Source organism: Pseudomonas asiatica (assembly GCF_009932335.1).
GTDB classification, from domain to species: domain Bacteria; phylum Pseudomonadota; class Gammaproteobacteria; order Pseudomonadales; family Pseudomonadaceae; genus Aquipseudomonas; species Aquipseudomonas asiatica.
The window spans coordinates 1,429,487-1,441,834 of record NZ_BLJF01000001.1 but is presented as its reverse complement, the minus strand read 5'-3'; the positions used below and the strand labels follow the sequence as shown (position 1 = coordinate 1,441,834).

General features: G+C 60.9%; 10 protein-coding genes. 6 read left to right on the top strand and 4 right to left on the bottom strand.

The window, feature by feature from the left end; all coding sequences use genetic code 11:
- Positions 1-1,734 (top strand): IlvD/Edd family dehydratase, encoded by a 1,734-nt coding sequence (locus GYA95_RS06875; protein ID WP_015269911.1) that lies wholly within the window; start codon positions 1-3, stop codon positions 1,732-1,734.
- A 507-nt stretch (positions 1,735-2,241) separates the two neighbouring features.
- A complete protein-coding gene (locus tag GYA95_RS06870) occupies positions 2,242-2,964 on the top strand; it encodes a FadR/GntR family transcriptional regulator (protein WP_015269910.1) in 723 nt (240 codons plus the stop codon).
- Positions 2,965-3,003: 39 nt separating this feature from the next.
- Here the strand turns inward: GYA95_RS06870 and glsB are convergent, their stop codons facing one another.
- Positions 3,004-3,912 (bottom strand): glutaminase B, encoded by a 909-nt coding sequence (gene glsB, locus GYA95_RS06865; RefSeq protein WP_161551360.1) that lies wholly within the window; start codon positions 3,910-3,912, stop codon positions 3,004-3,006.
- 200 nt (positions 3,913-4,112) lie between these two features.
- On the opposite strand from glsB, the gene GYA95_RS06860 reads away from it, so the two are divergent.
- Complete coding sequence (locus tag GYA95_RS06860; RefSeq protein WP_015269908.1) at positions 4,113-5,150, top strand: GGDEF domain-containing protein; 1,038 nt, start codon at positions 4,113-4,115, stop codon at positions 5,148-5,150.
- A 623-nt stretch (positions 5,151-5,773) separates the two neighbouring features.
- Here the strand turns inward: GYA95_RS06860 and GYA95_RS06855 are convergent.
- From GYA95_RS06855 to GYA95_RS06845, 3 genes are all read right to left on the bottom strand, one after another.
- Positions 5,774-7,147 (bottom strand): DUF262 domain-containing protein, encoded by a 1,374-nt coding sequence (locus tag GYA95_RS06855; protein WP_161551359.1) that lies wholly within the window; start codon positions 7,145-7,147, stop codon positions 5,774-5,776.
- Positions 7,137-8,564 carry a DUF262 domain-containing protein gene (locus GYA95_RS06850; protein ID WP_015269891.1) on the bottom strand — a complete coding sequence of 476 codons (1,428 nt, stop codon included), beginning with the start codon at positions 8,562-8,564 and terminating at the stop codon, positions 7,137-7,139. The genes GYA95_RS06855 and GYA95_RS06850 overlap by 11 nt, the downstream gene beginning before the upstream one ends.
- Before the next feature lie 89 nt (positions 8,565-8,653).
- Positions 8,654-9,397, bottom strand: a complete 744-nt coding sequence (locus GYA95_RS06845; protein ID WP_015269890.1) for a hypothetical protein — start codon at positions 9,395-9,397, stop codon at positions 8,654-8,656.
- A 223-nt stretch (positions 9,398-9,620) separates the two neighbouring features.
- Here GYA95_RS06845 and GYA95_RS06840 point away from each other — a divergent pair, with 223 nt between their 5' ends.
- The 3 genes from GYA95_RS06840 to GYA95_RS28270 are packed head-to-tail and all read left to right on the top strand — an operon-like array spanning position 9,621 to position 12,344.
- A complete protein-coding gene (locus GYA95_RS06840) occupies positions 9,621-10,391 on the top strand; it encodes a hypothetical protein (protein WP_232914305.1) in 771 nt (256 codons plus the stop codon).
- Positions 10,388-12,022: a GTPase gene (locus tag GYA95_RS06835; RefSeq protein ID WP_015269886.1), complete on the top strand. Its 1,635-nt coding sequence runs from the start codon at positions 10,388-10,390 to the stop codon at positions 12,020-12,022. The genes GYA95_RS06840 and GYA95_RS06835 overlap by 4 nt, the downstream gene beginning before the upstream one ends.
- Positions 12,015-12,344, top strand: a complete 330-nt coding sequence (locus GYA95_RS28270; protein ID WP_332875593.1) for a YkgJ family cysteine cluster protein — start codon at positions 12,015-12,017, stop codon at positions 12,342-12,344. The genes GYA95_RS06835 and GYA95_RS28270 overlap by 8 nt, the downstream gene beginning before the upstream one ends.
- The last annotated feature ends 4 nt before the right edge of the window (positions 12,345-12,348 follow it).

Below are 12,348 nucleotides of genomic sequence, written 5' to 3'. Positions count from 1 at the left end.
ATGTCTGATAGCAAACGCCCACTGCGCTCCGCCCAATGGTTCGGCACCGCCGACAAGAACGGCTTCATGTACCGCAGCTGGATGAAGAACCAGGGTATTCCGGACCACGAATTCCAGGGCAAGCCGATCATCGGCATCTGCAACACCTGGTCGGAGCTGACCCCGTGCAACGCGCACTTCCGCAAGATTGCCGAACATGTCAAAAAGGGCGTGCTGGAGGCTGGCGGCTTCCCGGTGGAGTTCCCGGTGTTCTCCAGCGGCGAGTCCAACCTGCGCCCCACCGCCATGCTCACCCGCAACCTGGCGAGCATGGATGTGGAGGAAGCGATCCGTGGCAACCCGGTGGACGCCGTGGTGCTGCTGACCGGCTGCGACAAGACCACCCCGGCGCTGCTGATGGGCGCGGCGAGCTGTGACGTGCCGGCGATCGTGGTTACCGGCGGGCCGATGCTGAACGGCAAGCACAAAGGCAAGGACATTGGCGCCGGCACCATCGTCTGGCAGATGCACGAGGCCTACAAGGCCGGCCAGATCGACCTCAACGAGTTCCTCTCGGCCGAGGCCGGCATGTCGCGCTCGGCGGGTACCTGCAACACCATGGGCACCGCCTCGACCATGGCCTGCATGGCCGAAGCGCTAGGCACCTCGCTGCCGCACAACGCCGCCATCCCGGCGGTGGATGCACGCCGTTACGTGCTGGCCCACCTGTCGGGCATGCGCATTGTCGACATGGTGCGCGAAGACCTGCGCCTGTCGAAAATCCTCACCCGCGAAGCCTTCGAGAACGCCATCCGCGTCAACGCCGCCATCGGTGGCTCGACCAACGCGGTGATTCACCTGAAGGCCATCGCCGGACGCATCGGCGTGGACCTGCAGCTGGAAGACTGGACCCGCATCGGCCGCGGTACGCCAACCCTGGTCGACCTGCAGCCTTCGGGCCGTTTCCTGATGGAAGAGTTCTACTACGCCGGCGGCCTGCCTGCGGTCATCCGCCGCCTGGGCGAACACGGCCTGCTGCCCAACCCTGGCGCGCTGACGGCCAACGGCAAGAGCCTGTGGGACAACTGCCAGGCCGCGCCGCTGTACGACGAAGAGGTGATCCGCCCGATCGACAAGCCGCTGGTGGCCGACGGCGGCATCTGCATCCTGCGCGGCAACCTGGCGCCCAAAGGCGCCGTGCTCAAGCCATCGGCCGCCACCCCTGCGCTGATGCGGCATCGTGGCCGCGCCGTGGTGTTCGAGAACTTCGACGACTACAAGGCACGCATCAACGACCCCGAGCTGGATGTGGACGCCAGTTCCGTGCTGGTGATGAAGCACTGCGGGCCCAAGGGCTACCCGGGCATGGCCGAGGTCGGCAACATGGGCCTGCCGGCCAAGCTGCTGGCCCAGGGCGTGACCGACATGGTGCGTATTTCCGATGCCCGCATGAGCGGCACCGCCTACGGCACCGTGGTGCTGCACGTGGCGCCGGAAGCGGCAGCTGGCGGGCCGTTGGCTGCCGTGCGCGAAGGCGACTGGATCGAGCTGGATTGCAAGGAAGGCCGGCTGCACCTGGACATTTCCGACGAGGAACTGGCCGGCCGACTGGCCGACCTGCAAGCCCCGCCGCAGTTGATCAGCGGTGGTTACGCCAAGCTGTACCTGGACCACGTCATGCAGGCCGATGAGGGTTGCGACTTCGACTTCCTGGTCGGATGCCGCGGGGCGGCGGTGCCCAAGCACTCGCACTAAGGCCTGAAGCCTGTCGGTTAGCGTCATCGGGGCTGCTGCGCAGCCCATCGCCGGCAAGCCGGGCTCCCACAGGTACGGCGCCCCCCCAAGAGCTACGCGGTCCCTGTGGGAGCCCGGCTTGCCGGCGATGGGCCGCAAAGCGGCCCCCAGACCGCTTAATTGACTGGCATCAGGGCATGCCCGCGAACACCGGCAAAGCCGGTGCCATCCATCGCGCCGGATTCTTCGCGGGTAAACCCGCTCCCACAGGTACCGCGCTAGCTTCGAGGTGACGCTACACCTGTAGGAGCGGCTTCAGCCGCGAACACCGGCGTAGCCGGTGCCATCCACCGCGTCGCCTGCTTCGCGGGTGAACCCGCTCCCACAGGGGCGGCGCAGGCTTCAGGCTCACGCGGTACCTGTGGGAGCGGCCGTGGCCGCGAACACCGGCGCAGCCGGTGCCATGCACCGCGTCGACGCGCTAATGCTATGATGCTGCCCCCGCCCGAAGGATCCGCCCCGCCCCACATGAACTACCGCCAACCCACCACGCGCAAGAGCATGCACGCCACCCTGGTCCAGGACCTTGGCGTACAGATCGTATCCGGCCAACTCGCACCCGGGCAGAAGCTGCCTTCCGAGGCCAGCCTGTGCGAAGCCTACGCGATCAGCCGGCCGGTGTTCCGCGAGGCGATGCGCGCCCTTACCGCCAAGGGCCTGATCGAGGCCCGCCCGCGGGTGGGTACCCTGGTTCGGCCGCGCCATGACTGGCACATGCTCGACCCGGACGTGCTGCACTGGCTGATGCAGGCCACGCCACAGCAGGAATTCTTCAACATGCTGAGCAGCGTCCGCTGGGTCATCGAGCCCGCCGCCGCCGCACTGGCCGCCACCAACGCCAGCGCCGACGACGTCAATTCGATCGCCGAGGCCTACCAACGCATGGAAGCCGCCCGCAACCATGAAGAACGCCTGCAACCGGACCTGGACTTCCACGCCCGCATCGCCGACGCCACCCACAACGACCTGCTGGCCTACCTGTGCAACATGCTGTCGATGGCGCTGCGCGAGTCGGTGCGCTACTCCAACCAGCGGGCGAATTTCGACGAACTCGCCCTGCCCCGCCACAAGGCGATTCTGACCGCTATTCAGAACGGTGACGCGCTGGGCGCGCGGCATGCTTCACTGGTACAGCTTGAAGATGCCCGCGTGGCGCTGGCCAAGGTACTGGGGCAGGACCCGACAAGCTGAGGTATCGACCGAGCCTACCTCAGCCACCGGGCCCGCCGATCAGAACACCGACCAGCCGATCCGCGAACTGAGCAGTTCGAGCGCCGCCATCCCGGCCAGGGAGTTACCCGCCGCATTCAACTCCGGCGACCACACGCACACGGTAAATTGCCCCGGCACGATCGCCACAATCCCGCCCCCCACGCCACTCTTGCCCGGCAACCCCACCCGATAGGCGAAATTCCCTGCTTCGTCATACAACCCGCTGGTGGCCATGATCGAGTTCACCTGCTGGGTCTGGCGCCGGGTCAGAATCTGCTCACCGCTGTGCTTGCAGAACCCATCATTGGCCAGGAAACAGAACGCCCGGGCCAGGTCCAGGCAATTCATCTGGAGCGCGCAGTAGCTGAAATAGCTGCGCAGTACCGTTTCCACCTCGTTATGGAAGTTGCCGAACGACTGCATCAGGTAAGCCATGGCCGCGTTGCGCGCGCGGAACTGATACTCCGAGTCGGCAACGCGGGCATCGATCGCGATATGGGGATTGCCCGATAGCCGCCGCACGAAATCGCGCATCGACAACGTGGGTGCAGCGAAGCGCGACTGGTTGATATCGCAGATCACCAACGCACCCGCATTTATAAAGGGGTTGCGCGGCCGGCCGCGTTCGAACTCCAGTTGCACCAGCGAGTTGAACGGTTGGCCGGAAGGCTCATGGCCAAGCCGCTGCCAAATGGCTTCCCCGGAGTGCCCGATCGCCTGCACCAGGCTGAACACTTTGGAAATACTCTGCACCGAGAACGGCACCAGCGCGTCGCCTGCACAGTAATAGCTGCCATCGTTGCCATAGACCGCGATGCCCTGCTGGTTCGCCGGCACATCGGCCAGCGCGGGAATGTAGTCAGCCACTTTGCCCTTGCCGATCAAGGGACGTACTTCTTCGAGAATCTCGTTCAACAGCGTTTGCATGGAAGGCCCTGTATCAGTCCCCAGACGACGGCTAAGGGGTAGCATCCTTGACGAAGATCGAGCGAAAGAAATCACACTCCCGGCAAGAAATTGTCGGCCGACCGTGCACCACGCCATGGCCTATGCTGTGCTTGTTTCGACGGTATACAGACCGCGCACCCGCCAGGTACCCAAGCCAACCAAGGAACGGAGGACCCACAATGCCAGCTTGCCCCTTGCCCGCTGACGAAGCGCTGCGCCAGCGCACGCTCGACGACATGAACCTGGTCGACACGCCAGCCGAGCATTACCTGGATACCCTGGTGCGGCTCACCCAGGACCTGGCCCATGTGGACACTGTGCTTATCAGCCTGATCGACCAGGACCGACAGTGGTTCAAGGCCCGCATAGGCCTTGAGGCAAGCGAGACGACGCGCAGTGTTTCGTTCTGCGGCTACGCCATTCTCGGCGAGGACACACTGACGGTGCCCGACGCCCTGTGCGACGAACGATTCGTCGACAACCCGCTCGTGCTGAACGCGCCCTACATCCGCTTTTACGCCGGCCACCCCTTGCGCGCCGGCAACGGTAAAGCCATCGGCACGCTGTGCATGTTCGACCCGCGCCCGCGCGTGCTCAGTGAGGCTCAGCAAGCGAACTTCAGGGACCTGGCGACGCTCGCCGAGGGGTATCTGCAGCTGCGTACCTTGGCCCAGGTGAACCGCGATCTGCGGCTTGAAATGGATCGCGAGCAGCGCAAAGCCCTGCTCGACCCTTTGACACAACTGTGGAACCGCGGCGCGTTGTCGGCGTTTGAAGCGCATGAACGGCGATTGGCCGAGGTGAACGGCTTACAACTGGGTGCGGTTTATGCCGACCTGGATCACTTCAAGTCCATCAACGACAAGTTCGGCCATGGCGGCGGTGACAAGGTGCTTTGCGAAACTGCGCGTCGCCTGCGCGCTGCACTGCGCCCCGATGACCTGGTGGTGCGCCATGGGGGTGAGGAGTTTGTTGCAATTTTGCAGGTGAAGGACAGCGAAGAGCTGACCCGGATTGCTGAGCGGATTCGCGAACAGGTGGGTGCTAGCCCGATGCAGTTGCCCTGTGGTCAGTTGAACGTAACCCTGAGCATCGGGTGCACCCTGTTTGCCAAGGGTGAAACGCTGGATGACGCGCTGGAACGCGCTGACAAAGGGCTTTATGACGCCAAACAGAATGGACGAAACCGGGTTGTCTACATAGCGCCACCTCTCTGAGACGAGCACGATCCGGGCTGTACGGCATCTCTTCTCGCGTCTCAGCCCGGCTATTCATTGCCCCAGCCCCCGCCCCGCTCGACACTCCCGCTCCGCCAAGGCTGGATTATCTGAATGCCCCAACACAGCGCTCAAACCCTGCGCGCACCCCTGTGGGAGCGGGCGCGCCCGCGAACACGGGCGCAGCCCGTGCCATCCAAGGTAAACCCGCTAAAAAAGCCGCAAGCCACTCATCAATAAGCAGAACCGCACACAAAGGGTCTCCACGAACAAATCCGCCCTCAAAACTGCTCACATCTCCCTGAATTAGCAGGTCCCGCTGTAGGAGCGGCTTCAGCCGCGAACACCGGCGCAGCCGGTGCCATGCCCACGCCAGATTCTTCCCCGCCCAAACGCAATACTCAGGGCCATGAGACCACAGCTACCCGCCTCCAAAACCCAAGGCCTGGCACCTTGCCCAAAGGCACCTGCCAAATCGATCAGCCATATGCAGTTCCAGGACAACTGGCCAACGCCCAAAACAACCTGCCAATCGCCCCAAGCCCCGTCACTGCACCCCTGCCCCGCCAGCCCCGATCTCATCCATGAAATCCGCAAGAAACACTTCAAGCCGAGCATGACGTTCAGCAGCCAGCCGAGAGCATGCTCTGCAGTAACGACATGCCTTGTTTCAGATCATTGTCACGGCTGCGATTGATGTAACGCTTGTCATCATTGGCAGAGATCGAGGTGTGGCAAATATGATGAACCTCGTCATCCCCCTGATCGACCCACTTGATGACGTATTCATCCCAAAGCACCCGCATACGCCAAAGCAGGTCGATGAACCCTTGTGCCCTCGCGGTACGCTGCTCGGGCTCCGCCGGCTGCAGTAAATGGGACTCGAACAAGGTAAGCAGGTGCCGATCCAGCACGCGGGGCAGATCCGGCTGCCCTTGCTCTTTCAACCAGATACGCAGCACATGCAGAAGGAACAAAGGGAAGCCAATGATACTGCGCGCCCATGGTGCCTCCCCTTCGTCCGCCGCGATGGTCGCGTATCCATTGTCAAACTCGGAATCTGCACCGTTGACGATGTTCTCCAAGGTCAGTCGTTCAGCAGACTCCGCTTGTGCAGCCTCAGCTCTTCGCGACAGCAGCCCGTGCACAGCTACTGCGTGAAGCAACTGCCCTTTGCTATAGAGATCACCCAAACGGTGAGCCTCAAGCTGGGTATCTTGGCAGAGATTACGTTCGACAAAGCCACTCATGTCGGCACAAGCGTTCCACAAAGCTGCGTAACGGGAACGACTTTCGGCGGGGATGTCGCGCAGTAGCCTTGCCTTGAGAATTTCGTGATGCTGAAGCTGGATCCCGCGGTTGTTGATGACCTCAAACAACTTGTTCAAGTCCATCCCCTCAGGCACCTGTGTGAGCACGAGAGAAACCTTGCGGTAAACGAAGGAAGCCAGCTCCTTGAGGTATTCGTCATCCACAGGCTTGCCATCCGCACGCTTGTAGGTCTGCTTGAAAGAGGCCATCAGTTGCTGAGCTTCTCTCATGCTTTGAGTATCCGGGATCTCTGGGCTTGCTCCACTTTTGCCAGGCATCATGCTGGCAAGGAAGGTGTTCACCTGCTCGCGTATCGAGAAATGCAGGCGTGGAATCACGCTGTCCTTCAGCACTACCCTGCTGAAGTCGCCCATCACTTGGTTCCATATGGCGACCGTGCTGAGCATCCACAGCGTCGTGAAGCGCTGCTGCCCATCGATTAGGTCGAAGCGGCGCAGCCCCTTAAGGCGATCTTGCTCAGAGGTTTTTTCGACCAGCAGGGCACCACCCAGAAAAAACTGGTCTTCGCCCCGATCAAAGGCATTCGCCATATCGGTCAGCAATGTCTTGATCTGATCATCACCCCAGACGTACAGGCGCTGGTAGATAGGCACGTTGAAGCACCAGGCCGCGTCGTCTTGATTAACTAGCTGTTCCAAGGTGAAGAGACGGGAATCAATACTCATGGCGATGTTCCTGGCAAGCCTTCAAGTACGTTTCGAGCCATCGCGATTTACCCGCAAGGGTCGAGCAGTCGGAGTCCAACTGCCCTTGATAGAAATCCAGGACTGCCCTCTTGTATCGCCCCTGCACCCCCTGCCCTGCTGATACCGTTTCGTTAGCATACGAAGACGCCACCGCTTGTTGTCGGTGCTGAAGGAAATCCAGCACCTGCTTCGGGTGGTAACTCTGGGCAATCACATCCAATAGGTTCAGCTCGGCCAGCCTGAAGAAATTGGCCGCGGTTTCCTGCTTGACCTGTTTTTTCTCCAGGCGAATCGCGCCCAGCAAAAACTCCAAGCGCAGGGCAAAAGCGGTCAATTGCTCAACGTCGAACTGATCGACATACATCAGGCTACAGAGCATGAAGATCTCGCGCAGGTACTCCTGGTTACTACGCAGCAGCTGTTTGTAAATCGTGCGGAACCTACTGACCTGCGGACAAGGCGCAGGACCATTCATTAGCCGTTGCAGCAACGCTGCGTACTTGTCTGCGTATAGAAAGAACCCTACACCTTCATGGATGGGCTGACGCAACGCGATAGGCAGGCTTGCAGGATTTTGCCCGACTCGCAGCTGGCTACCCTGCAGCACATAATCACCATCTCCCGCCAGCGTCATGCAGGACGCTAGCCGATTGTGCCGGGTCGCGTAGAGCGGCACGCTGTCAATACGGCTACGGCTGTCGGCGGCGTGGGGCCAAGTGTCACGCTGGAATTCTGCCAGGAGCGGTTCGTGCTTCCCCGCAGGCGTGTGCGATCCGCGCCAACGCCGCGCACGCCAGAGAAAACGATTGAATAAGTTAGGGGCGAAGTCCTGACCTGGGCTCAGCACCGCCGGGTGGCGTTGCAGCCTCTCCCAGCGCTCTGCACAGTCCCGCTGCAGTGCAGCCTTGAGTTCAGTCTTCCCTTGCGCGTAGTCGATCGCACGCAGGTGATAGGCCTTGAGCAGGTCAGTGGCCTCCAAGCGCACCCCGCGGTTGTTCTGGGTGTCGAAGAAGGTGAAAGCGAGGTCAGTGCTGTCCACTTCGATCACTGTCAGCCGCAGCCTTTCGATGATCTGCGGCGCAATCGCCTCCATTTGCTTCAATGCTTGCAATCCCTCAGCAATATGTCGCGCGGATTGGCCCGAATAGCTGAGTACCTGCCCCACTGGCAGCTTGCCGGTAGAGCGGTGGTACAACAGTGAGAGCGCGGTGATGCGCTGCTGACCATCAATAATGAACCGCTTCGACTGGCTTGCATCACGATGCAGCAGTACACCACCCATGTAGTAAGGCAGGGAGGTATCCGCCTGTGCTGCATATGTTGCTAGGTCATTGACCAGTTGCGTCAGCTTGTCTGGCCCCCAGACGAAACCACGCTGATAGCTGTCCAATGCCAATGGCCAATCGCTTGCATTGAGTAATTCTGCGAAAGACAGAGTACTGACCCGTACAAGCGAACTCGGCTTCGCGGGTAAAATTTCCCGATTCAATTTTCGTCCCAACGTTTACGCAGCGTCCTGATCAGCGCGTTTCCTCGCAACGCGCGGCCGTCTGGCCCACAGAGTGCGACAGAGCCTTCCGGTAATCCGAAGACATCTTCGATCCTTGCCCGTATGGTGCTCACTTTCGCATCCGAGCGTGCGGCCCGATAGCGAGCCGCCTTCCGGTTTCCGATAACGACCGTCGAGTCTTCTTCCTGATCATCAGAAGCCTCCTGGTCCTCGGCATCCCAGCTCTCTTCCGCATCATCCTCCTCGATCAGCTCGCCATCGTCGTAAGCCTCTTCAGCCTCGTCGACTTCAGCGGTCAGGTCAGCCAGCGCTTGGGCATGGGAGTACCATGTGCTGGCATCCTCTTGTTCCCACACTAAGCCATCCTGGACATGGAAGGTGCGCAGGGCTGCGGAAGACGGAACGTAATCACTGAAGCGCGACTTCACGGCTGGCAAGCGTTCAAAACCGGCCCCCAAGGCGCGCAGCACCTTTTCTGGACCTGCAACCAGCAAAAACTCAGACCAGCACGGCTCGCGGAAATTGACGCTGACAGTACCGTACATGTAGAGAGTCGCCCGCAGTGATGCGTCCTGCTCAGCCAATTGGCTGAGTACCTGCATCACCGTGCGGTGGATGCTGAAACCTGCGTCCTCGATGGACTGCGAATCGACCTCGACTGTGGGTAAGGGCGATTTACTGTTGACGAACGCGAGCTCCGTCACCGATTTCTTGATCATTGCCTTCATTCCTTGAGCGGGACCTTGGGTGGGCGTCACGAGCTGGTTCGCCACGATTGCAAACGTTGGAGATGAGCTCACAGTGCGGCTAAGGCCTTTCCCTGAAAACAGCATGGCGCAAGGGCATAATGCCACCATATCATGTTAAAACTCTACCATCCCTCCTCGAACCTGTTGTCATGGGGGGCCACCTGGTACAGCAGCGTCAAACCAGATCAACTGCGTGACTGCGCCAACCACTACCCCTCTGAACAACCTGCGCAAGGCTATAGCTGAAACCTGCGACGACCTGAGCCTAATCAAGGAGCTGACCGAGACGTTCGACCAGCAGATCCAAAAGCAGGAGCAGGCGGTAGAGCGCGAGCTGCGAACTCTGAGCCAGAAGGGCGTCACCGAAATGCGCAGTTTCGTCAACCAGCTGTTCAACGGGCCCCGCACCGACGACGCGCAGCTTCAGCTGCGCGAGCGCCTGGCCACGGTGCTAGGCAAGCTGACTGGCGAGGCGATAAAAGGCATAGGTGAAAGCCAGCAAAATACGCTGCAGCGTGCGTTCGACACCAGCCGTCTCGGCGCTATCCCTGCTTACCGGGAAGTTACGGTCGAGAAGGAATACACCAGCGGCACCCGCAGCAGCACAAAAACTGCCTGGGGCGCTGGCGGGGCGGTTCTCGGTGGCGTCATTGGCTTCTTCGTTGGCGGCCCCGCGGGCGCAGCTGCGGGGGCCTCGCTGGGGAGTGCCGCGAGCATGATTGGCCGTGGCGCCGAGGCCATCCGCGCCAAACACAACGTGGTCGTCGGCGACAACCTGGAAGAACAACGCCAGGTGGCCATCGAGCAGTACGCCAATGCCCTACCAGATTATCTGACCGAGCAGGTACGGGGCATCTACGAGCCGCTAAGGGACTCCATGCTCGAGTACTGCCAAATCCTGACCATCGAAATGGAGCGCCTGCGTCAGGCACTCATCACCCTCGAAACGAGCACTGCACAATGACCCAACCAGGCCCGATGACCCAACTGCTGGCCCTCTATGAGGAAGTGGATGGACTGTGTGAAACCTATAACCCGCAGGCTGTCGCCAGCATTCGCGAACTGAGCCGGGCGAAGAAGGCCCAGGCCGGCGCGAGCATCATGGTGTACGGCGTCTACAACGCCGGTAAAAGCACGCTGATCAATGCCTTGCTCGGCCAAGAGCTGGCCTCGGTAGCCGATGTGCCGGAAACCGCCCGTGTGCAAGGCTATCGCTGGGGCGATTTCGAAGTGCTCGATACGCCCGGCATCGACGCGCCGCTCGAGCATGAAGCCATCACCCGAGAGCAGCTGGTGCAGTCGGATGTGGTGATCTTCGTAGTCAATCCGCTGGGCGTGGTCGAGGAAGAGAAAACGCTCGATGTGCTGCTTGAGCTGGTACTTGCCGGCAAGATGATCTTCCTGGTACTCAACTGCAAGAGCCGTTTCGACCCGATCGACCTGGCCCGCATCAAAGACGAACTCAGCGAACGCATTCAGCAGAAGGCCGGTAACCAGAAAGTGCTTGGGCATATCCCGATCGTCGAGGTCAACGCCCGCTCAGCGCTCAAGGCGAAACTGGAGAACAAGCAGAACCTGCTGAACAGCTCGGGCTTTCCGAAGTTCGAAAGCGATCTGGCTGGATTCTTTGCATCCGTAGAGCAAAAGGCCATCGTCGCACGTGTCGCCACCGAACTGCGCAGCTTCCTCGACGCGACGGTAGCCGAGCTGGACAAACACCAGGACCAAGCCTCGATTAAACGCCTGGACGCTTTCTATGGCGAAATCGCGCGTCGCGAGATCGATATTCGCCACGGTTTGAAATCGTTGATCGAAGCCAAGGCCGCCTTCGTCGGCAAGAGCACGATCACTGCGCTGAACCAGAACATCGATGGCGCTCAGGGCAAGATCGAGCAGCTTATCGGGCAGGCCAACGAACAGATCTGCAGCGAGCTTGAAGACGCACTCACTCGCCTGGGTCTAGACGCTTCAGAGATGCTCGACGAAGTCATTCGAGAGGTGCAGGTACAGCCACAGGCCTACAATACCCAGGCTGCACCGGACCTCGATACACCTGAAGCTCCCGCCGACCAGGCGCCCGTATCTCAAGGCATCGACCTGAGCCTACTCGAGTCCGGCGTCCGCCAGGCCAGCAGCATGCTCAAGGCCGAGCATGTCGTCAGCGTGCTGAAAGTCGGCAAGCAGTGGCTGCCGACACTGTTCAAAGGCGTCGGCCCGGTCACCATGGGCAAGGTTGCCGAGCAGATCGTCGGCAAGGTCATCCCGGTTATCGGTATTGCTTTTCAGGTAGGCAGCACGCTGTACTCCGCCTTCGCTGGCGACCCTGACCAGCAGCGCCTGGAGCAACAGGCCAAACGCGAGGCCCATGAGCGCGAGCGGCGCGACCAGGCGATCCAGGCATTTGCCGATGAGACTGCCTGGGAATTCTCGCGGTCGCTGAACACCATGGTCGATACCCACCTGAAGACTAACTTCGCCGAGATCAAGGACAAACTGCAGAGGCTGCGTGGCAGCCTCGGCCAGGAGCAGCGCCGCCTCAGCGAGGACCGCGAACGCCTTGTCCAGTGCCAGGCCGCAATGGGTGAGTATGCCTGACATTCCCTTGCCCTTTGCCTGCAGCCGCTGCATGGAATGCTGCCGACGCGTGCATCTGCTTGCCGATACCGCCGCGATGGACCGCGGCGACGGTGTCTGCCGGCACCTGGATGAAAACAACGCCGGTTGCCGCATCTATGACCAGCGGCCAGACGCCTGCCGTGTCGATCGGCAGTACGAATTGCATTATCGTCAGGCAATGAGTTGGGAAACGTTCGTGAGAATGAATGAAGCCGGATGCAGACAATTGCAATCTCTCGGAGCTAGCGAGGCTACCCGAACAATCCCGGCGTCTACAGACAACCGCTACACACAACCATAGGGAC